This window comes from Achromobacter sp. JD-1 (genome assembly GCF_038594925.1).
Taxonomy (GTDB): Bacteria; Pseudomonadota; Gammaproteobacteria; order Burkholderiales; family Burkholderiaceae_B; genus Achromobacter; species Achromobacter spanius_C.
This window is the reverse complement of sequence record NZ_JBCGCS010000001.1, coordinates 46139-67598: the sequence shown is the minus strand read 5'-3', so window position 1 is coordinate 67598 and position 21460 is coordinate 46139. Positions and strand designations below refer to the sequence as shown.

Sequence of the window (21460 nt, the reverse complement as noted above, 5' to 3'; positions counted from 1 at the left end):
CCCTCTTTCGCACGACCTGAATGTTCGGTGAGCGGACAGGATTTTCCCTAGGGCCTGGCGCGGATACGACATCCGGCGCAGGCCAAAGGGACGACAGGCAAGTGGGACCACAAGCAAGTCGAATCGAACCCCGTGCGCTTACTGCCCGCGCGCGGCGCGTTGCACGTGTTCGATGAAGCATTCGGCGAAGCTGGGCAGATCCCGGCCGCGCTGCCGGCATAGCAGGCGGTCGCGCAGCGCCCAGGGGTCTTCCAGCTTCAGCACGTGCAGCGCGTCGGGCCGGCTGTAGCGCGCGGCGCAGGCGCGTGGCACCACCGCAATGCCCGCGCCCGCTTCCACCATGCGGCACACTGCTTCAAAGCTGCCCACGTGCACGCGCTGGCAGATGCGCTTGCCCAGGCCGCTGGCAATATCTTCCAGAAAGGTCTGGATGGCGCTGTCCGGGTGGATGCCCACGAACTGATAGGCATCGACCAGGTCCACGAAGTGCGCGGACTTGGAGGCGGCCAGCGGGTGGTCCAGCGCCGTCACCACCGTGAGTTCGTCGCGAAACAGCGGCGTGACGTCCAAGCCTTCCACGTCGATATTGCCGGCCACCAGGCCCAGGTCGCCCGCGCCCGCGCGAATGGCAATGACAATGTCGCCAGAAATTTTTTCTTCCAGCTCGACATCCACGTCAGGGTTTTCCGCCAGGAAGGTGGACAAGGCGTCGGCCAGGAAGGAATTCGTGGCCGTGGTGTTGGCGAGCAAGCGCAAGCGCCCTTTCAGGCCGCTGGCGTAGGGCTGAAGATCAGCGTTCAGGCATTCCAGTTGACGGAAGACGGCGTTGGCGTGCTTGAGCAGCACTTCGCCCGCCGGCGTCAGCGCCACGCCCGTGGCCAGCCGCACCAACAGGCGCGCCTTGAAGGCTTCTTCCATGTGCTTGACCCGGGCGCTTGCCGCCGGCAAGGACAGGAACGTGCGTTCCGCCGCCCGGGTCAGGTTAAGGGTTTCGCCCACGTTCAAAAACAAACGCAGGTCGGTCAGATCATGTCTCATGTTCCACCACGCAGAAGGGGGGCATTTCTAATTTTGAATTCTTCGAATGCCGTCACGAATCTACCATGGGGCATTCCCATGAACCAGACCGGTTGATGCGGAACTGTTTTCCAACGACGGCGCGTGCGCCGCAGCAAAGGAGTCAGAGTCAATGAGCGGCATCGTTTCCGGAAAGGTAGTGGTCGTCACCGGCGCGGGCGGCGGCATCGGGCGCAGCATTGCGCTGGCGATGGCCGAAGCGGGCGCCAAGGTGGTGGTGAACGACATCGGCGTGTCGCTCACGGGCGAAGGCGGCGCGCAAGGCCCGGCGCAAGAGGTCGTGCGCGAAATCACGGCAGCAGGAGGGCAGGCCGTCGCCAACACGGACAGCGTGGCCGCGTACGACAGCGCCAGCCGCGTCGTGCAGACGGCCATCGACGCCTTCGGGCGCATCGACGCCGTCATCAACAACGCGGGCAATCTGCGCGACCGCGTTTTCCACAAGATGAGCGAAGAGGAATGGCGCCAGGTGATCGACGTGCACCTGAACGGGTCGTTCTTCATGAGCCGCGCGGCGGCGCCGTACTTCCGCGAGCAGGAATCGGGCGCCTTCGTGCACATGACGTCCACCTCGGGCCTGATCGGCAACTTCGGCCAGGCCAATTACGCCGCCGCAAAGCTGGGCATCGTGGCGCTGTCCAAGTCCATCGCGCTGGACATGGCGCGCTACAACGTGCGCTCGAATTGCATCGCGCCGTTCGCCTGGAGCCGCATGACGAGTTCCATTCCGGCGGAAACCGACGAAGAGAAAGCACGCGTCGAAAAGTTGAAGAAGATGGAAGCGGGCAAGGTCGCACCGATGGCCGTGTTCCTGGCCAGCGACGCGGCCAGCGAAGTCACCGCGCAGATCTTCGCGGTGCGCGCCAACGAAATCATGCTGATCAGCCAGCCGCGTCCGCTGCGCACGGTGCATCACAGCGAAGGCTGGACGCCCGAACGCATTGCCGACATTGCCGTGCCGGCGATGCGCAAGCACTTCTACGCGTTGGAGCGTTCGCCCGACGTGATCGACTGGGACCCTATCTGAGACCGCCATGCCGCTGGATTACGCCACCGTGAAAGACTGGCGCTTTGACGAGGTCCGTCAGCGCTACGACCAGAAAGACACCATGCTGTACGCGCTGGGCATCGGGCTGGGGCAAGACCCCGAGGACACCCGCCAGTTGCGCTACGTGTACGAAGAGGGCTTGCAGGCGTTTCCCACGATGGGCGTGGTGCTGGCCTACCCCGGCTTCTGGGTGCGCGACCCGCGCACCGGCATCGACTGGGTGAAAGTGGTGCATGGCGAGCAGCGGCTCACGGTGCACGCGCCCTTGCCGGCGTCGGGCATGGTCGTGAGCCGCACGCGCAACACGCATGTAATCGACAAGGGTGCGGACAAAGGCGCCATCGTCATCAATGAACGCACGCTGCATGGCGAAGACGGCGCCTGCCTGGCCACCTTGCGGCAAAGCACGTTTTGCCGGGGCGACGGCGGCTTCGGCCAGGGCGATGCCAGCCCCGAACCGCTGCCCCCTACGCCGGATAGCGAGCCGGACCTGCGCTGCGAATTGCGCGTCGCGCCTAATGCGGCGCTGTTGTATCGGCTGAACGCCGATCCCAATCCGTTGCATGTGGACCCCGAGGTGGCGCGCCAGGCGGGGTATCCGCGCCCCATCCTGCACGGGCTGTGCTCATACGGCGTGGCCGCGCACGCCATCGTGAAAAGTTGCTGCGACTACGACGCCTCGCGGCTGACCAGTCTGAACACGCGCTTCTCGGCGCCGGTGTACCCCGGCGAAACGCTGCAATGCGATATCTGGCGACAGCCGGACGGGCAGATCCAGTTCCTGGCACGCTCGCGCGAACGCGATGTTGTGGTCATGAGCCACGGAACCGCGACGGTGCAGTCATGACGCGGCCGCCCGCGCTGGACGGCATCCGTGTATTGGACTTGTCGCGCATCCTGGCCGGCCCCTGGTGTACGCAGAACCTGGCCGATTTGGGCGCCGACGTCATCAAGATCGAACGCCCGGGTGTAGGCGACGACACACGCGCCTGGGGGCCGCCGTATTTGAAAGATGCGAACGGCCAGGATACGAGTGAATCCGCCTACTACCTGAGCACGAACCGCAACAAGCGTTCGGTGGAAGCGGACATGGCCACGCCCGCGGGCGCGGCGCTGATCCGCGAGCTGGCGGCCGTCAGCGACATCCTGGTCGAGAACTTCAAGGTGGGTGGGCTGAAGAAATATGGGCTGGACTACGACAGCCTGAAAGCCATCAACCCGCGTTTGATCTATTGCTCGGTGACCGGCTTCGGGCAAGACGGGCCCTTTGCGCAGCGCCCTGGGTATGACTTCATGATCCAGGGCATGGGCGGGCTGATGAGCATTACGGGTGAACGTGATGACCTGCCCGGCGGCGGCCCGCAGAAGGCGGGCGTGGCGGTGACGGATATCGTCACGGGCATGTACGCTACGGTCGCGATTCTGGCGGCGTTGCAGGAACGGCATCGTAGCGGCTTGGGGCAGCATCTGGACATCGCCCTGCTGGATAGCCATGTGGCGTTGCTGGCGAATCAGAATTCCAACTACTTCAATTCCGGCGTGGCGCCCACGCGCGCGGGCAACGCGCATCAGAACGTGGTGCCTTATCAGGTATTCGCGGCCAGCGACGGCCATCTGATCGTGGCTACGGGCAACGAATCGCAGTACCGGGCGTATTGCCGCGCCATTGGTGTGCCGGAGCTGGGTGATGATCCGCGCTTTGCCACCAACCGCTTGCGCGTCACGAACCGCGAGGAATTGATCGGGATCCTGACGGCGATCATGCAGGCAGGCCGCCGCGATGATTGGATTGCAAAGTTGGAGGCGGTGGGGGTGCCTTGCGGCCCGATCAACAACATCGCGCAGGCTTTCGCGCATCCACAAGCCCAAGCCAGGCAGTTGCGCCGCGATTTGCCGCATCCCTTGGGCGGCACGGCACCCGTCACCGCCAGCCCATTAAGATTTTCGGATTCGCCGGTGGTCTACCGCCGCGCCCCGCCGCTATTGGGCGAACATACGGAAGAGGTGTTGCGCGAGGTATTGAAAAAATCCCCCGCCGCCATCGCCGAATTAATAAAACCGACAGATGGCACGTAGGATGGGTGCAGCGCGGCAGGCCAAATGCAAGAACCCCAACGCCGATCGCGCGAAACCCATCAAGCAGCGCCGGAATCCTTAACCAATTCAGCCACAGCACCGCCGTTGCATGATGGGTTACGCGCGATAAACATCAGGGTTCTTGTCCGCATCCGCGCGCGCTTCACCCATCCTACGATGTGTCCGCACATTCCACCGCCGAGAAAAAGACGCACGTAGGATCGGTCCGCACATCCATCGCCGAAAAAAAGAGGCACGCAGGATGGGTCCGCACATCCATCGCCACAAAAAAGAGGCACGTAGGATGGGTGTAGCGCGGCAGGCCCGGGGTAAGAACCCCACCGCCGACCGCGCGAAACCCATCAAGCAACCGCGACCGGAATCTTCCCGATCTTGGCTTGCCATTCCTTCGGACCCGTCGTGTGGACCGAGGTGCCCTTGGCGTCTACCGCCACGGTCACCGGCATGTCCTTCACGTCGAATTCGTAGATGGCTTCCATGCCCAGGTCGGCAAAGCCCAGCACCTTGGCGCCGCGAATGGCCTTGGACACCAGGTACGCCGCGCCGCCCACGGCCATCAGATACGCCGAACCGTGCTTCTTGATGGCTTCAATCGCGACCGGGCCGCGTTCGGACTTGCCGATCATCGAGATCAGGCCGGTCTTCTCCAGCATCATGTCGGTGAACTTGTCCATGCGCGTGGCGGTGGTGGGGCCGGCGGGGCCGACCACTTCGTCGCCCACCGGATCCACCGGGCCCACGTAATAGATCACGCGGTTGGTGAAGTCCACGGGCAGCGGCTCGCCCTTGGCCAGCATGTCCTGGATGCGCTTGTGCGCGGCGTCGCGGCCGGTCAGCATCTTGCCGGACAGCAGCAGGGTCTGGCCCGGCTTCCAGCTGGCCACTTCTTCCTTGGTCAGCGTGTTCAGGTCCACCTGCTTGGACTTGTTGTAGTCCGGTGCCCAATGCACTTCCGGCCATTCCGACAGCGACGGCGGATCCAGGCGCGCGGGGCCCGAGCCATCCAGTTCAAAGTGCGCGTGGCGCGTGGCGGCGCAGTTCGGAATCATCGCAACCGGCTTGGACGCGGCGTGCGTCGGGAAGGTGCTGATCTTGACGTCCAGCACAGTCGTCAGGCCGCCCAGGCCTTGCGCGCCGATACCCAGCGCGTTGACCTTTTCGTAGAGCTCGATCCGCAGCTCTTCCAGCTTGTTCTGCGGGCCACGGGCCAGCAGTTCGTACATGTCGATGTCTTCCATCAACGACTGCTTGGCCATCAGCATGGCTTTTTCAGCGGTGCCGCCGACGCCGATGCCGAGCATGCCCGGGGGGCACCAGCCGGCGCCCATGGTCGGCACGGTCTTCAGCACCCAGTCCACCAGCGAATCGCTGGGGTTCAGCATGGCGAACTTGGATTTGTTTTCCGAACCGCCGCCCTTGGAAGCGATTTGCACGTCGACCTTGTCACCTTGGACAAGCTCGACGTGCAGGATACAGGGCGTGTTGTCGCGCGTGTTCTTGCGCGCGAACAGCGGGTCGTCCAGCACGGAAGCACGCAGCGGGTTGTCGGGATTCAGATAGCCACGGCGCACGCCTTCGTCACAGAGCTCTTGCAGGGTGCGCTTGGTGTCAAAGCGCACGCTCATGCCGATCTTCAGGAAGACGTTGACGATGCCGGTGTCCTGGCACAGCGGACGCTTGCCTTCGGCGCACATGCGGGAATTGGTCAGGATCTGCGCCATCGCGTCACGCGCGGCGGGGCTTTCCTCGCGCTCATAGGCGCGCGCCAGATGGCGGATGTAGTCGACGGGGTGGTAGTAGCTGATGAACTGAATGCCATCGGCTATCGACTGGATGAAGTCTTCTTCTTTAATGATGACGGACATGGCGATTTGCGGGTCTAGATGGAAAACATGAAAACGCGGCCAGCCAACGCTGGCCGCGAGGAAAAATAAGGCTTATTGGCCTTTCCAAACGGGCTTGCGCTTTTCTGCGAAAGCGGTCGCACCTTCCTTCGCGTCGGCCGACGAAAAAACATGGGCGATCAGCGGGCGTTGGCGGTCGAACATGCCTTCCTGTTCCCAATCAACGGCCTGCGACACGATGCTCTTGGCGGTCTGCACGGCCAGCGGGCCGTTTTCGACGATGGCGCGCGCCAGTTCCAGCGCGCCGGCCAATGCGCCGCCCGGCTCGGTCAGGCGGTTGACCAGGCCAAACGAATGCGCGCGTTCGGCGGTCAGCATTTCGCCCGTCAGGATCACTTCCATGGCGATGTGGTACGGCAGGCGGCGCGGCAGGCGCAGCATGCCGCCGGCGCCGGCCACCAGGCCGCGCTTGACTTCGGGCAGACCGAACTTGGCGTTGTTGGCGGCCACGATCAGGTCGGAAGCCAAGGCCATTTCGCAGCCGCCAGCCAGCGCGTAGCCTTCCACGGCGGCGATCAGCGGCTTCTTGGGCGGGCGCTCGTTCAGGCCGGCGAAACCACGGCCTTCAACATAGGGGCGCTGCCCGGATTTGGCGAATGCCTTCAAGTCCATGCCCGACGAGAACGTGCCGCCGCCACCCGTCAGGATGCCGATGCGGATGTCGTCGCGGCTGTCCAACTGGTCCAGCGCGGCGGCCATGGCCTGGGCGGTTTCCAGGTTGATGGCGTTCTTGGCTTCGGGGCGGTTGATCGTGATGATCTGGATGCCGTCGGTGACTTCCACCGTGATCAGGTCTGACATAGGACTGCTCCTTCCGGGATTTCTCGGAATCGGGTTCCGGGTTTTATATAAGACTTGGGACGTAACCCGGAATCATACGACCATTGGTTTTCAGGCGCAGCCGGGCGGCTTCCCGAGCGTCCGCCAGGGGCACACTCGGCCCGGCCGGGGGATGCCATCCGGGCATAGATGTAACCGCCCGACCGCGCCCGCCAAACAGGACGGCCCCGGGCCAGTTAAAATGCCCGGTTTCCCACGCCCACGGCAGGCCTGCCTGGCGAGTCGAATTCCAAGAATCCTATGCTCACCTTTCAGCAAATCATCCTTACGCTCCAGGAATACTGGGACAAGCAGGGTTGCGCCCTGCTGCAACCCTACGACATGGAAGTCGGCGCCGGCACCTCGCACACGGCCACGTTCCTGCGCGCGATCGGCCCGGAGCCGTGGCGCGCCGCCTACGTGCAGCCGTCGCGTCGCCCCAAGGATGGCCGCTACGGCGAAAACCCCAACCGCCTGCAGCACTATTACCAGTACCAGGTGGTGCTCAAGCCCGCGCCGCCCGACATCCTGGACCTGTACATCGGTTCGCTGAAGGCGTTGGGCATCGACCCCACCCAGCACGACATCCGCTTTGTCGAGGACGACTGGGAAAACCCCACGCTGGGCGCCTGGGGCCTGGGCTGGGAGGTCTGGCTGAATGGCATGGAAGTCACCCAGTTCACCTACTTCCAGCAAGTGGGCGGCCTGGATTGCACGCCGACCACGGGTGAAATCACCTACGGCCTGGAACGCCTGGCCATGTACCTGCAAGACGTGCAAAGCGTGTACGACCTGGTCTGGACCGAGGGCGCCAACGGCAACCGCGTGCTGTACCGCGACGTGTTCCATCAGAACGAGGTCGAGCAATCGACCTACAACTTCGAGCACTCGTCGGCCGACATGCTGTTTGCGCACTTCAACGACTACGAAGCCGAAGCCAAGCGCCTGATGGAGGTGCCGCTGGCGCTGCCGGCCTACGAGGCCGCGCTGAAAGCCGCGCACACCTTCAACATGCTGGACGCGCGTGGCGCCATCAGCGTGACCGAGCGCGCCGCCTACATCGGCCGCATCCGCAACCTGTCGCGCGCCGTCGCGCAGGCTTATTTCGATTCCCGCGAACGACTGGGCTTTCCCATGCTGCGCCGCAATCAGGCCGCCGGGGAGGCTGCATAAATGACGACGAACATCCGCCCCCTGCTGGTCGAACTGCTGACCGAAGAACTCCCACCCAAAGCCCTGCAAAAGCTGGGCCAGGCCTTTGCCGAAGGCGTGCGCGCCACGCTGGAGCGCCACGGCCTCTTGGCCGAAGGCTGCGCGGTCACCGCGTATTCCACGCCGCGCCGCCTGGCCGTGCACCTGTCCGCCGTGCTGGCGCAGGCGCCCGACCAGCCCTATGCCGAAAAGCTGATGCCCGCCAAGATCGGCCTGACCGAAGACGGCAAGGCTACCCCGGCGCTGCAAAAGAAGCTGGCCGCCAAGGGCCTGGAAAATATCGACCTGGCCACGCTGGACCGCGAATCCGACGGCAAGCAGGACTACCTGGTGGCTCGCGGCACCGCCCCGGGCTCGTCACTGGCCGTTGGCTTGCAGGAAGGCATCGACACGGCGTTGAACAGCCTGCCGATCCCCAAGGTGATGCGTTACCAATTGGCCGACGGCGTCACCACCGTCAAGTTCGTGCGCCCGGCGCACGGCCTGGTTGCGCTGTTCGGGGCCGACGTGGTGCCGGTATCCGCGCTGGGCATGCAGGCCGGCCGCGACACGCTGGGCCACCGCTTCATGTGCGCCGGCCCGGTATCGTTTGCCGACGCCGATTCCTACGCCGCCACGCTGGCTGAAAAGGGCCGCGTCGTGGCGTCCTTCGAAGGCCGCCGCGACGACATCCAGCGCCAGTTGCTGGACCACGCCGGCCGCCTGTCCGCCACGCTGGGCGACGACCCGGAAGTGGCCGCGCTGCTGGACGAAGTGACGGCGTTGGTCGAACACCCCACCGTCTATGTGGGTCAGTTTGAAGAGCAGTTCCTGCAAGTGCCGCAGGAATGCCTGATCCTGACCATGCGCTTGAACCAGAAGTATTTCCCGCTGTTCGACCCGGCCACCGGCCGCCTGACGCACCGTTTCCTGATCGTGAGCAATATGCACACGGACAAGCCGGTGAACATCGTCGAAGGCAACCAGCGCGTAGTGCGCCCGCGCCTGGCCGATGCCCAATTCTTCTTCGAAACCGACCGCAAGACGCCGCTGGCCTCGCGCGTGGAACAACTGGGTTCCATCGTTTATCACAACAAGCTGGGCACCCAGCTTGAGCGTGTCGAGCGCGTGCGCGCCATCGCGCGTGGCGTGGCCGAGCAACTGGGCGGCGACGTTAGCGCCGCCGATCGCGCCGCCATGCTGGCCAAGGCCGACCTGGGTTCGAACATGGTGGGCGAATTCCCCGAGCTGCAAGGCATCATGGGCGCCTACTACGCAGCGGGCGACGGCGAGCCCGCCAGCGTCGTCGAAGCGCTGCGCACGCAATACCGCAACCGCTACGACGCCCCCGTCACGCAAGACACCCTGACCGCCGCCACGCTGTTCATCGCCGAGCGCGTGGAAACGCTGGTCGGCATCTGGGCCATCGGCCTGGCGCCCACGGGCGAGCGCGACCCCTTCGGCCTGCGCCGTGCGGCGCTTGGCCTGATCAGCGCGTTTGAACAATTGGCGGCCGGTGGCTGGCTGAAGGTCAGCCAGGACGGCCCGCTGTCGCTCAATGGCCTGCTGGAACTGGCTGCGGGCACGTTCCCCGCCGGCAAGATCCCGGCCGACACACTGGCTGAAGTCCGCACCTTCATCTACGAGCGCTACCGCAACCAGCTCATCAACGATTTCGACCGCAATGCGGTGGAAGCCGTGATTGCGCTGACGCCGCCGCTGCATCAGGTGGCCGAGCGCGTGCGCGCCGCCGCCGCCTTCGCGCAACTGCCCGAAGCCGCCAGCCTGGCCGCCGCCAACAAGCGCATCGGCAACCTGCTGAAGAAGGCCGAAGGCGAGATCGGCGCGGTGAACGAGGCCGCGCTGGTCGAACCCGCTGAAAAGGCCCTGGCCGCCACCGTCGCCAAGCTGCGTCCGCAAGCCGAAGCGCAGTTGGCCGCGGGCGACTTTGCCGGCAGCCTGTCCACGCTGGCGCAAGCCCGCGAACCGGTGGACGCCTTTTTTGCCGACGTCATGGTCATGGCCGAAGACCCGGCCGTGCGCGCCAACCGGCTGGCGTTGTTGAGCCAGTTGCATGGCCTGATGAACCAGGTGGCCGACATTTCCAGGCTGGCACAGTGAAACTCATCATCCTAGACCGCGACGGCGTCATCAATCAGGACAGCGATGCGTTCGTCAAGAATCCCGACGAATGGATCGCTCTGCCCGGCAGCCTGCAAGCCATTGCCCGGCTGACGCAGGCCGACTGGAAGGTGGTGGTGGCCAGCAACCAGTCGGGCCTGGCGCGCGGCCTGTTCGACATGGACACGCTGACCGCCATCCACACCAAGATGCGGCGCGAACTGGCCGCCGTGGGTGGCGCGATCGACGCGGTGTTCCTGTGCCCGCACGGGCCGGATGACAACTGCACCTGCCGCAAGCCGCGTCCCGGGCTGTTTGAACAGATCGGGCACCGCTACGACATCAACCTGGCCGGCGTGCCGGCGGTGGGCGATTCGCTGCGTGATCTGCAAGCATCGTCCGCGGTGGGTTGCGCGCCGTGGCTGGTGCAGACCGGCAATGGCAAGAAGACGCTGGCCAAGGGCGGCCTGCCCGAGAACACCCGCGTGTGCGAAGACCTGTCGGCGGTGGTCGACATTCTGCTTCAGGACAATTGATTCAATGGCCCGGCTACGTTCGCTGCTGTATTTTCTGTTCCTGGCCATCACGGTCATCCCCTACGCTTTCCTCTGCATTCTGTGGGCGCCGCTGCCGCTGCACTGGCGCTACAAGCTGACGGTGGGCTGGCCGCGCCTGGCCATCTGGGGCGCCAAGGTGTTCTGCGGTATCCGCTGGCAGGTCAAGGGCTGGGAAAACCTGCCCGACGGCCCGGCCGTGATCCTGTCCAAGCACCAATCGGCCTGGGAAACCCTGTTCTTTCCGGCGCACATGCCGCGCGAAGTCTGCTTTGTCTACAAGAAAGAACTGCACATGGTGCCGTTCTTCGGCTGGGGCCTGGCGCTGCTGCGCATGATTGCCATTGACCGCTCCAAGGGCCGTGACGCCTTTGACCAGGTGGTCAAGCAAGGCCAGACGCGCATGGATGAAGGCCGCTGGCCGCTGCTGTTTCCCGAAGGCACGCGCGTGGCGCCGGGCAAGACGGCGCGCTTCAAGATGGGCGGGGCGCTGCTGGCGTCGCGCACCGGCGCGGTCGTCATTCCCGTGGCGCATAACGCCGGCGAATGCTGGCGGCGCAATGCTTTCGTCAAATATCCCGGCATGGTTACCCTGTCGATCGGTCCCGCGATAGAATCCAAAGGACTCTCCCCCGACGAACTGAACCAGAAGGTTCAGGACTGGATCGAAGGGGAAATGCGGCGTCTCAACCCCGAAAGGTATGCCTAGCACTGATCAGCTCGAACTCCTGTTCGACGGACAAGACCACGACGCGCCCCAAGGTGCGTCGCCACTGATCGCGCTCCACGACGCGTCGCCGCTGATCGCCACGCCAAAGCCGCCTGCCGCGCGGCCCGAGCCCTCCCCGCAGCCCGTCACCCCCACCAACTTGTTTCCCGACGCCGCCACGGCCGACACGCCCAAGGGCGAGCCGCTGCTGACGCTGTCGCCCAATGCCTCGTCGCGCGTGCCCACGCCCTGTCCGGATCCGCTGCCGCCCGGCGCGCGCTGGCGTGAAGTGCCCACCGAACAGCAGCCGATTGGTTTCGTGCTGCTGCGCTCGCGCCGGCGCAGCATTGGTTTTGTCATTACCGACGACGGCCTGCGGGTGACGGCGCCCAGTTGGGTCACGCTGACACAGATTGACGACGCGGTGCGCGAGAAAGCCCGCTGGATCCTCACCAAACTGCGCGAATGGCATGCCCGCAAGCAGCAACTGGCCATCGCCCACACGCGCTGGCAGGCTGGTGGCGAACTGCCCTACCTGGGCAAACGCATCGTGCTCGGCGTGGGTGGCGACAGCCGCCAATCCCGGTTGTCCGGCGATGCCGACGCGCCGCAGGATGGCGACACCTTGTTGCTGGCGCTGCCGTCCGCGGCCGATCAAAGCCGCATCCGTGATGCCGCGCAAGCCTGGTTGCAGCAGCGCGCCGGCGCCTGGTTTGGCGCGCGGCTGGCGCATTTTTTACAGATCAGCGGCCTGAAGATCCGCCGCTGGCGGCTGTCGTCGGCGGCCACGCGCTGGGGCTCCTGCACCAGCGACGGCAATATCATGCTGAATTGGCGCCTGATTCATTTCGCGCCCGGCATCATTGATTACGTCATCGCGCATGAACTCGCCCATCTGCGCGAGATGAACCACAGCCAGGACTTCTGGCGTGAAGTGGGCCAGATCCTGCCCGACTTCGAAGACGCCAAGAACATCCTGCGGCGTCACGACCCGGCTTCGCTGCCTCAGTTCTAAGACGCTTTATTCTGGAAAGCACCGGCGCCCCCGGGTTCTTTCCCCCACCTGTTATTGCTTCAAGGAAGATTTCCATGCGTATGCTCCACACCATGCTGCGAGTCGGCAACCTCGACAAGTCCATCGATTTCTACACCAACGTGCTGGGCATGCGCGTCCTGCGCCGCAACGACTACCCGGACGGCAAGTTCACGCTGGCCTTCGTGGGCTATCAGGACGAGTCCGAAGGCGCCGTCATTGAACTGACCCACAACTGGGACACCGACAAGTACGACCTGGGCAACGGCTACGGCCACATCGCGCTGGAAGTCGATAACGCCTACGAAGCCTGTGACAAGGTCAAGGAACGCGGCGGCAAGGTCACCCGCGAAGCCGGCCCGATGAAGCACGGCAAGACCGTGATCGCGTTCGTGGAAGACCCGGACGGCTACAAGATCGAATTCATCCAGAAGAAAGGCCGTCAGGACTAAGCAGGAAAGCCCGCCATGATCCACCCCATCCTGAAAATGGGCGACCCGCGCCTCTTGCGCGTGGCCCCACCGGTGGAGCGCTTCGACACGCCCGAACTGCACGCCCTGATCGACGACATGTTTGAAACCATGGCGGCCGCGCAGGGCGTGGGGCTGGCCGCGCCGCAGATCGGCGTGGACCTGCAAGTGGTGATCTTCGGCTTTGAGCGCAACGAGCGCTACCCGGACGCCCCGCCGGTGCCGCAGACCATCTTGTGCAACCCGGTCATCACGCCGCTGTCGGATGAGATGCAGGACGGCTGGGAAGGCTGCCTGTCGGTGCCCGGTCTGCGCGGGCTGGTGCCGCGCTATCGCCACATCCGCTATAGCGGCCGCGACCACTACGGCCAGTTGATCGAGCGCGAAGCCGAAGGCTTTCACGCCCGTGTGGTGCAGCATGAATGCGACCACCTGATCGGCCGCCTGTACCCGTCGCGCATCCAGGATTTCTCGCAGTTCGGCTTCACGGAAATCCTGTTCCCCGGCATGGACCCGAACGCGGACGATTAAGCGTCCGGTTCGGGGTCGGGGTTCGCCCCGGCTGCCGCATCGGCAGTGCGTGTCGCCTGCGGCGACAGCGCTTCCGGCGCAAAATCATCCACCTGCAAGACCTTCAGCACCAAGGCCTCGGCCGCTTCCAACTGCGCGGCCTGCGCGTCGGTGACGGCGCCACGCTGGTGCGCCTCGCGCCAATTGCGCACGTTCGACTGGCGCAGGCGGTCGCGGATGGGTTGCACGGCTTCGACAAGCGCAAACGCGCGGGTCAGGTCCGCCAAGGGGTCGCTGCCCGCGCGGCCACCGCCCAACAGCACGGCGGCCGAAGGCCCGGTGCCGCTACTGGGTTCTCGCTGCAAGTCTGCCGCCAGCCGTGCATGCGTGGGCGACGGCTTCAACAAGAGCTCGGCGCAGGCGCGCGTCAAGGCGTCATCCGGGCCACGCGCCAGGCGCAGCGGCAGGATGGCGGCACGCAGGCCCCACGCCAGCACCCGGCCCGGCAGATTGCGCAGCACTTCATCCAGGCTTTTTTCGATGCTGGCGTAACCCTGCGTCATGCACCAATGCACCAGCGGCAGGTCGTCGTGCTTGCGGCCTTCGTCTTCCCAGCGCTTGAGCACCGCCGACAGCAGGTAGAGTTGCGACAGCACGTCGCCCAGGCGCGCCGAGATCATTTCACGCCGCTTCAGCCCACCGCCCAACTGCGCCAAGGTGGCGTCAGCCAGCAGCGCGAAGCCCGATGCGTAGCGCCCCAGCCGCCGATAGTGGCCCGCAGTGGGCCCAGATACCGGCGCCGGCCCCAGCAAGCCGCCCGTCCAGGCCCGGCCGATGGCGCGCAGCGCGTTCTTGCCGGCGTGCCGCAGATGGCGCCAGAACACATCGTGAAAAACGTCAATGCCGCGTTCTTCGTCGGGGTTGGCCAGCGCCATCATTTCCGGCATCAGATACGGATGCGCGCGGATAGCGCCCTGGCCAAAGATGATCAGGTTGCGCGTCAGGATGTTGGCGCCTTCCACCGTAATCGCGATGGGCACCGCGCGATACAGCGCGCCCAGGTAGTTGCTGGGCCCGTCCATGACGGCGCGCCCCGCGTGTACGTCCATCGCGGCGTTGACGGATTCGCGCATGCGTTCGGTGGCGTGGTATTTCATGATGCCCGACACGACGGCGGGCTTCACGTCCTGGTTCAGCGCGGCGCAGGTCAGGCGTCGGGCCGCTTCAACCAGATAGGCGTTGCCCGCCAGCCGGGCCAGTTGTTCCTGCACGCCTTCGAACTTGCCGATGGGGATGCCAAACTGCTCGCGCACCCGGGCGTACATGCCCGTGGTGTGCGCGCACATGACAGCCGCCGCGGCCGACAGCGACGGCAGCGAAATGCCGCGCCCCGCCGCCAGCGCGCTCATCAGCATCTGCCAGCCCTGGCCGGCACGCGCCTCGCCGCCGATCAGCGCGTCCAAGGGAACGAACACATCATGGCCTTGATTGGGGCCGTTCTGAAACACTTGCATCGCCGGCAGATGGCGCCGACCGATCTCCACGCCCGGAGCCTCGGTGGGCACCAGCGCCACCGAAATACCGATGTCTTCGGGGCCGCCCAGAATGCCATCGGGGTCCGACATCTTGAACGCCAGCCCCAGCACCGTGGCCACCGGCCCCAGGGTGATGTAGCGCTTGTGCCAATTCAGGCGGATGCCGATGAGTTCGCGGCCATCCACCACCTGGCGGCACACCACGCCGGTATCCACCATGGACGCGGCGTCCGAGCCCGCTTCGGGGCTGGTCAGGCCAAAGCACGGTACTTCGCGGCCATCGGCCAGGCGCGGCAGCCAATAATCGCGCTGCGCGGGCGTGCCGAACTGCATCAGCAACTCACCCGGTCCCAGTGAATTGGGCACCATGACCGTGACGCCCGCCGTGATCGAATAGGCGGAAATGCGCCGGACCACTTCGGAATGCGCATAGGGAGAAAAGCCCAGCCCGCCGTAGCGGCGCGGGATGATCATGCCGAAAAAGCGCTGGGCCTTCAGAAAGTCCCACACACGCGGAGGCAGGTCACGCCGGTTCCAGGTGATGTCCCATTCGTCCAGCATGGCGCATAGCTGCGCCACGGGGCCGTCGATGAACGCCTGTTCCTGCGGGGTGAGCGTGGCGGCGGGCACGTCCAGCAGCTTGTGCCAATCGGGGTTGCCAGTGAACAGGTCGGCGTCCCACCAGGTGTCTCCGGCCTCGATGGCCTCGCGCTCGGTTGCCGACATGGCGGGCAAGGCGTTGCGCGCCCAGCGATACGCGGGTTCCGAAATGCGGCGACGGCGCCAGGCATTGAAGTCCATGAGTGTCCCTCACTGTTATGGCCCTAGGGCGTGTCGGTGCAAAGTACCAGAATTGACGGCGCGCGGCCAAGCTCGCAAGGGCTGACTCTGCGACAATGAGCGTCCCCGCGCTGGTGCGCAATCAATCGCTATCCGGGCATCGCCACGCATGCTGAACAAACTCTGGCTGGGATTCTTCCTGACCGCCGCCGCCGCCGCGCTTTACCGCTGGCTGGCGGTTGGCGACCCCGACGTCTTCCGCCTGATGGTGGCCAGCCTGTTCGACATGGCGCGTGTGTCGGTGGAAGTAATGGTGCTGCTGTTTGGCACGCTGACGCTGTGGCTGGGTTTCCTGCGGATTGCCGAAGGCGCCGGCCTGGTGGAAAAATTGGCGCGCCTTTTGGGGCCGTTGTTTGCGCGCTTGATGCCCGAGGTGCCGCGCAACCATCCGGCAATCGGCCTGATCACCCTGAACTTCGCCGCCAACGGCCTGGGGCTGGACAACGCCGCCACGCCGATCGGCCTGCGCGCCATGCGCGAACTGCAATCGCTGAACCCCACGCCGGAAACCGCCAGCAATGCGCAGATTCTGTTCCTGGTGCTGAATGCCTCGTCGCTGACGCTGCTGCCCGTCACCCTGTTCATGTTCCGCGCGCAGCAAGGCGCGGCTGATCCCACCCTGGTGTTCCTGCCCATTCTGCTGGCGACCAGCGCGTCAACGCTGGCCGGCTTCCTGGCCGTGGCCGCGTGCCAGCGCCTGCGGCTGACCGACCCCATCGTGATGCTTTGGCTGGGCGGCGCGGCGCTGGTGTTGGGCGGCTTCATGGCGCTGCTGGCCAGCATGTCGGCGGCGGCGATTGCGTCGCTGTCCTCGCTGATGGGCAACCTGGCGCTGTTCGGCATCCTGCTGGCGTTCCTGGTCGTGGGCGCGTGGAAAAAAGTGCCGGTCTATGAAACGTTCATCGAGGGCGCCAAGGAAGGCTTCGACATCGCCAAGAGCCTGCTGCCTTATCTGGTTGCCATGCTGTGCGCCGTGGGCGTGCTGCGCGCATCGGGCGCGCTGGATCTGGCGCTGGACGGCATCCGCTGGGTGGCGCTGCAGGTTGGCTGGGACACGCGCTTTGTCGACGCCCTGCCCACTGCGCTGGTCAAGCCGTTCTCGGGCAGCGCGGCCCGCGCGATGATGCTTGAAACCATGACGCACTACGGCGTGGACAGCTTTCCCGCCTTGCTGTCCGCCGTGATGCAGGGCAGCACCGAGACCACCTTCTACGTGCTGGCGGTGTACTTCGGGTCGGTGGGAATCGTGCGCGCGCGCCACGCGGTGGGTTGCGCGCTGGTGGCCGATGCGGCCGGCGTGTTGGCCGCCATCGGCGTGTGCTACTGGTTCTTCGGCTAAGGGCTGTGGGCGGGGCTTGCTGCATGGCAAGCGCCCCGCCTGGCCTTCGCGTCAGTCCACCATCAGGATCTTCATGCCGTTGGTGCCACCACTGTCGCGGTAGAAGTCGCCCTTGGTCAGAATGACCCAGTCGCCCGCCTTCACCAGGTTGCGTTTGCGCAGTTCGTCGATGGCGGCCTCGCTGAGTTCGGCCGGTTCGTAGTCCGACGGCGCGAACGGAATGGTGTAGACGCCACGGAACATCGCCACGCGATTCTGCGTCAGGCTGTGCGGGCTGTAGCAGTAGATCGGCACGCCCGAGCGGATGCGCGACATGATCAGCGGGGTGTGCCCGCTTTCGGTCAACGCAATGATGGCCTTCACGCCGGGGAAATGGTTGGCCGCATACATGGCCGCGAGCGCGATGGTTTCATCGCAGCGCGTGAAGGTTTCGCCCATGCGGTGGTGCGACACGGTCGATGTGGGATGTTTTTCCGCGCCCAGGCAAACGCGCGCCATGGCTTGCACGGTTTCAACGGGATACTGGCCCGATGCGCTTTCGGCCGACAGCATCACGGCGTCGGTGTAGTCCAGCACCGCGTTGGCCACGTCCGACACTTCGGCGCGCGTGGGCATGGGGCTGGAAATCATGGATTCCATCATCTGCGTCGCGGTGATGACCACCTTGTTCAGCGTGCGCGCGTGCTGGATGATGCGCTTCTGGATGCCCACCAATTCCGCGTCGCCCACTTCCACGCCCAGGTCGCCGCGAGCCACCATCACACCATCGCTGGCGCGGATCAGCGAGTCCAGCGCTTCGTCGTCGGCCACGGCTTCGGCGCGTTCGATCTTGGCGATGATCCAGGCTTGGCTGCCGGCTTCGGCCAGCAAGGCGCGGGCTTCGTCGATGTCGCTGCCATAGCGCGGGAACGACACCGCCACGTAGTCCAGTTCCATTTCGGCGGCCAGCTTGATGTCGACGCGGTCCTTGTCGGTCAGGCTGGGTGCGGACAAGCCGCCGCCACGGCGGTTGATGCCTTTGTTGTTCGACAAAGGGCCGCCCACTGTTACGGTGGTGTGGACTTCGTCGCCTTCCACGCGGTCCACCACCAGCACGACGCGGCCGTCGTCCAGCAAGAGTTCGTCACCCACGCGGCAATCGGTGACCAGTTCGGGGTAGTCGATGCCGACGATGCTGGCGGTACCGGCATCTTTTGGATGCACGCGCGACAGCGTGAACGGCTGGCCGACTTGCAACTGCACCAGCTTGTCGGTGAACCGCGCGATGCGGATCTTCGGGCCTTGAAGATCGCCCATGATGGCAACGAAGCGGCCCTGCTGGGCGGCAATGTCGCGCACCAATTGTGCGCGGGCGCGGTGGTCGTCCGCGCTGCCATGCGAGAAGTTCAAACGGGCCACATCCAGGCCCGCGCGGATCAGCGCTTCAATGCGTTCGGGCGTCGACGTCGAAGGCCCCAAGGTGGCAACAATTTTGGTGCGGCGCAATACAGGCATGACGGTCCACTCTCGCAAAAACAACGAAAGCGCTATGGTACGCCGCCTGCGTCGGCGCGGGTATCATGGTCAGCACTCCGACCCATAACCGGCCCCTCCGACACCGTGAAAATCGTCATTGCTCCCGACTCTTTCAAAGAAAGCGTTTCCGCGCCTGACGCGGCGGCGGCCATCGCGCGCGGCGTGAAAGCCGCCTGCCCCGGCGCGCACACTGTCTGCATTCCCATGGCCGATGGCGGCGAAGGCACGGTTGAAGCCGTGCTCGCCGCAACCGGCGGCAAGGCGCAACAACTGACGGTGAACGATGCGCTGGGCTACAAGGTCGACGCCGTCTGGGGCTTGCTGGAAGACGGCACGGCTGTCATTGAAATGGCGGCGGCGGCGGGGTTGGAACTGATCTCGCCATCCAAGCGCGACCCGATGCGCGCCAGCAGCCACGGCGTGGGTGAACTGATGCTGGCGGCCGTGAACGCAGGCGCCACGCGCATCATTCTCGGGCTTGGCGGATCGGCCACGAACGACGCGGGCGCGGGCATGCTGACGGCGCTGGGCGTACGCTTGATGGATGCCGACGGCAACAGCCTGCCGCCTGGCGGCGGCGCGCTGGGCAAGCTGGCTGGCATCGACACGCGCGGGCTTGATCCGCGCCTGGCCAAGATCCGTATCGACATCGCTTCGGACGTGGACAACCCGCTGTGCGGGCCGCAGGGTGCGTCACATGTGTTTGGGCCACAGAAAGGCGCCACGCCGGAACAGGTGCTGACGCTGGACCAGATGCTGTCGAATTTCGCGGACGTCTGCGCGCGGCATCTGGGCGTGGACCATCGAAACGAGGCCGGTGCGGGCGCGGCAGGTGGTTTGGGGTTCGCCGCCAAGGCGTTCCTGCAGGCGCATTTTCGACCCGGCGTAGAGATCGTGGCGGAGTTGGGCCGCCTGGCCGAAGCCGTCGAGGGAGCCACGCTGGTGTTCACGGGCGAAGGCCGCATGGACGCGCAAACCCTGCGTGGAAAAACCCCGGCCGGCGTCGCCAAAATCGCGCAGCAGGCCGGTGTGCCCGTCGTGGCGTTGGCGGGGTCGCTAGGCGATGGCTACGAAGCACTGCACGCGGGCGGCATCACCGCCGCCTTCAGCCTGGCCCCCGGCCCCATCACCTTGCAGCAAGCGCTGGCGGACGCGGAGAAACTGCTTACGGAGCGGGCCAGAGACGTCATGCAGCTATGGATGGCAGCGCAGAAACGGATGCTGTGAGGGATGAAGCGCGGGAAGGCGGGCAGAAGGGAAATGACGCCGGTCGCGCGTAACCCATCGGGCAGCGTCGGCGGTGTGGCTGATCCCGGTTCGAAATCCAGCGATGCCTATGTGGCGGATTCCGCCTTAATTTCACCTTCGTCTGATGGGTTTCGCGCGTTGGGCGTCTGCTCTTTATTGACGTGATCTTCGCGCTGCACCCATCCTACATGGCAACGTTTCTTGGTTGGTCGTAGGATGGGTGAAGCGCGGGAAGGCGGGCAGAAGGGAAATGACGCCGATCGCGCGTAACCCATCGGGCAGCGTCGGCGGTGTGGCTGATCCCGGTTCGAAATCCAGCGATGCCTATGTGGCGGATTCCGCCTAAATTCCACCTTCGTCTGATGGGTTCCGCGCGTTTGGCGTCTGCTCAATATTGACGTGATCTTCGCGCTGCACCCATCCTACGTGGCAACGTTTCGTGGTTGGTCGTAGGATGGGTGAAGCGCGCGAAGGCGGGCAGAAGGGAAACTATGTCGAACGCGCGTAACCCATCGGGCGGCGTCGGCGGTGTGGCTGAACCCGGTTCGAAATCCAGCGATGCCTATGTGGCTTATTCCGTCTGGATTCCGCCTTCGTCTGATGGGTTTCGCGCGATCCTCGTCTGTTCTTTATTGACGTGTTCTTCGCGCTGCACCCATCCTACGAGAGCAGGCCGGCCTTTACCAATGCGTCCGACAGGCGGATGTACCGGTCGACCGAAATATCTTCGGCGCGGGCGGTGGGGGCGATGTCCAAGGCTTCCCAGGGGACTTGCGGGGCCCAGTCGGCCAACACCCGGCGCAGCATTTTGCGGCGCTGCGAGAACGCGCGGGCCACCACCGTTTCAAAGGCGCGGACGCTGACCGGTTGCAGGCGGTCCGCCGGCAAAGGCACCATGCGCACAATCGCGGACACCACCTTGGGCGGCGGGTCGAAGGCTTCGGGCGGCACATCAAACAGCTTGTGCATGCGATAGCGCGATTGCAGCATCACCGACAGACGGCTGAAATCCCCCGAACCCGGTGTCGCCACCATGCGGTCGATCACTTCGCGTTGCAGCATGAAATGCTGGTCGCGAATATGGTCGGCCCAGGTCATCAGATGAAACAGCAGCGGGCTGGAAATGTTGTAGGGCAGGTTGCCCACCACACGCAGTGCGCTGCCGAACTGCGAAAAGTCCACCGTCAGCGCGTCGGCCTCGACCACGGTCAGGCGAGACGCCTCGAACTGCTTGCGCAGGCGCGCGGCCAGGTCGCGGTCGATTTCAACCGCAGTCAGGTGGTCCAGGCGCTCAAGCAGCGGCCGGGTAAGCGCAGACAAACCTGGGCCGATCTCGACCACGGCATCATCACGGGCGGGTGCAACCGCCCGGACGATGGACTCGACGACGCTTTCGTCGGTCAGGAAGTTCTGGCCGAAGCGCTTGCGCGCCTGGTGTTGAGACATGAAA

Annotated in this window: 18 protein-coding genes; 12 read left to right on the top strand and 6 right to left on the bottom strand. The window is 65.0% G+C overall.

The genetic code is table 11. The features are described 5' to 3' along the window. Positions 1–138: 138 nt before the first annotated feature. Positions 139–1038, bottom strand: coding sequence for a LysR substrate-binding domain-containing protein (locus tag WBR68_RS00285; RefSeq protein WP_050447493.1), 900 nt, complete (start codon positions 1036–1038; stop codon positions 139–141). A 151-nt stretch (positions 1039–1189) separates the two neighbouring features. Between WBR68_RS00285 and WBR68_RS00280 the strand changes: the two genes are divergently transcribed. From WBR68_RS00280 to WBR68_RS00270, 3 genes are read left to right on the top strand one after another with little or no spacing between them, the layout of a single operon-like run. Then, positions 1190–2104, top strand: coding sequence for an SDR family NAD(P)-dependent oxidoreductase (locus tag WBR68_RS00280; protein ID WP_050447494.1), 915 nt, complete (start codon positions 1190–1192; stop codon positions 2102–2104). Between the two features lie 7 nt (positions 2105–2111). Further along, entirely contained in the window at positions 2112–2972 is an 861-nt protein-coding gene (locus tag WBR68_RS00275; protein WP_050447495.1) for a MaoC/PaaZ C-terminal domain-containing protein, read from the top strand. Further along, on the top strand, positions 2969–4201 hold the full coding sequence (locus WBR68_RS00270; RefSeq protein ID WP_230605750.1) for a CaiB/BaiF CoA transferase family protein: 1233 nt from the start codon (positions 2969–2971) through the stop codon (positions 4199–4201). The genes WBR68_RS00275 and WBR68_RS00270 overlap by 4 nt, the downstream gene beginning before the upstream one ends. Before the next feature lie 362 nt (positions 4202–4563). Here WBR68_RS00270 and WBR68_RS00265 read toward each other — a convergent pair whose 3' ends face one another. Together WBR68_RS00265 and WBR68_RS00260 are read right to left on the bottom strand one after the other, a co-directional pair. After that, entirely contained in the window at positions 4564–6087 is a 1524-nt protein-coding gene (locus WBR68_RS00265; RefSeq protein WP_050447499.1) for a fumarate hydratase, read from the bottom strand. Positions 6088–6159: 72 nt separating this feature from the next. Next, complete coding sequence (locus tag WBR68_RS00260; protein WP_230605747.1) at positions 6160–6927, bottom strand: crotonase/enoyl-CoA hydratase family protein; 768 nt, start codon at positions 6925–6927, stop codon at positions 6160–6162. A gap of 279 nt (positions 6928–7206) precedes the next feature. Here WBR68_RS00260 and glyQ point away from each other — a divergent pair, with 279 nt between their 5' ends. The 7 genes from glyQ to def all read left to right on the top strand — a co-directional run bounded on the left by glyQ (position 7207) and on the right by def (position 13554). Beyond that, positions 7207–8118 (top strand): glycine--tRNA ligase subunit alpha, encoded by a 912-nt coding sequence (glyQ, locus tag WBR68_RS00255; protein WP_046806489.1) that lies wholly within the window; start codon positions 7207–7209, stop codon positions 8116–8118. Next, positions 8119–10257 carry a glycine--tRNA ligase subunit beta gene (glyS, locus tag WBR68_RS00250; protein WP_230605744.1) on the top strand — a complete coding sequence of 713 codons (2139 nt, stop codon included), beginning with the start codon at positions 8119–8121 and terminating at the stop codon, positions 10255–10257. After that, the gene (gmhB, locus tag WBR68_RS00245; RefSeq protein WP_050447502.1) at positions 10254–10793 is read left to right on the top strand and encodes a D-glycero-beta-D-manno-heptose 1,7-bisphosphate 7-phosphatase; all 540 of its coding nucleotides are present in this window, start codon (positions 10254–10256) and stop codon (positions 10791–10793) included. The genes glyS and gmhB overlap by 4 nt, the downstream gene beginning before the upstream one ends. Positions 10794–10797: 4 nt before the next feature. Beyond that, entirely contained in the window at positions 10798–11520 is a 723-nt protein-coding gene (locus WBR68_RS00240) for a lysophospholipid acyltransferase family protein (RefSeq protein WP_050447504.1), read from the top strand. Further along, positions 11513–12535 (top strand): M48 family metallopeptidase, encoded by a 1023-nt coding sequence (locus WBR68_RS00235; RefSeq protein WP_230605742.1) that lies wholly within the window; start codon positions 11513–11515, stop codon positions 12533–12535. Before WBR68_RS00240 ends, WBR68_RS00235 begins: the two co-directional genes overlap by 8 nt. A gap of 74 nt (positions 12536–12609) precedes the next feature. Further along, entirely contained in the window at positions 12610–13005 is a 396-nt protein-coding gene (gene gloA, locus WBR68_RS00230) for a lactoylglutathione lyase (protein ID WP_006217551.1), read from the top strand. 15 nt (positions 13006–13020) lie between these two features. Beyond that, a complete protein-coding gene (def, locus tag WBR68_RS00225; protein WP_050447506.1) occupies positions 13021–13554 on the top strand; it encodes a peptide deformylase in 534 nt (177 codons plus the stop codon). Here the strand turns inward: def and WBR68_RS00220 are convergent. Further along, positions 13551–15869 (bottom strand): acyl-CoA dehydrogenase, encoded by a 2319-nt coding sequence (locus tag WBR68_RS00220; RefSeq protein ID WP_050447507.1) that lies wholly within the window; start codon positions 15867–15869, stop codon positions 13551–13553. The two genes, def and WBR68_RS00220, sit on opposite strands and share 4 nt — an antisense overlap. 148 nt (positions 15870–16017) lie before the next feature. On the opposite strand from WBR68_RS00220, the gene WBR68_RS00215 reads away from it, so the two are divergent. Continuing rightward, positions 16018–17247, top strand: a complete 1230-nt coding sequence (locus WBR68_RS00215) for a nucleoside recognition domain-containing protein (protein WP_230605739.1) — start codon at positions 16018–16020, stop codon at positions 17245–17247. 51 nt (positions 17248–17298) lie between these two features. On the opposite strand, the gene pyk is transcribed toward WBR68_RS00215, so the two are convergent. Next, positions 17299–18741 carry a pyruvate kinase gene (gene pyk, locus WBR68_RS00210; protein WP_050447510.1) on the bottom strand — a complete coding sequence of 481 codons (1443 nt, stop codon included), beginning with the start codon at positions 18739–18741 and terminating at the stop codon, positions 17299–17301. Between the two features lie 105 nt (positions 18742–18846). On the opposite strand from pyk, the gene WBR68_RS00205 reads away from it, so the two are divergent. Beyond that, positions 18847–19989: a glycerate kinase gene (locus WBR68_RS00205; RefSeq protein ID WP_127183566.1), complete on the top strand. Its 1143-nt coding sequence runs from the start codon at positions 18847–18849 to the stop codon at positions 19987–19989. A gap of 681 nt (positions 19990–20670) precedes the next feature. Here WBR68_RS00205 and rsmA read toward each other — a convergent pair. Then, positions 20671–21456, bottom strand: coding sequence for a 16S rRNA (adenine(1518)-N(6)/adenine(1519)-N(6))-dimethyltransferase RsmA (gene rsmA, locus WBR68_RS00200; protein WP_050447512.1), 786 nt, complete (start codon positions 21454–21456; stop codon positions 20671–20673). Positions 21457–21460: the final 4 nt, after the last annotated feature.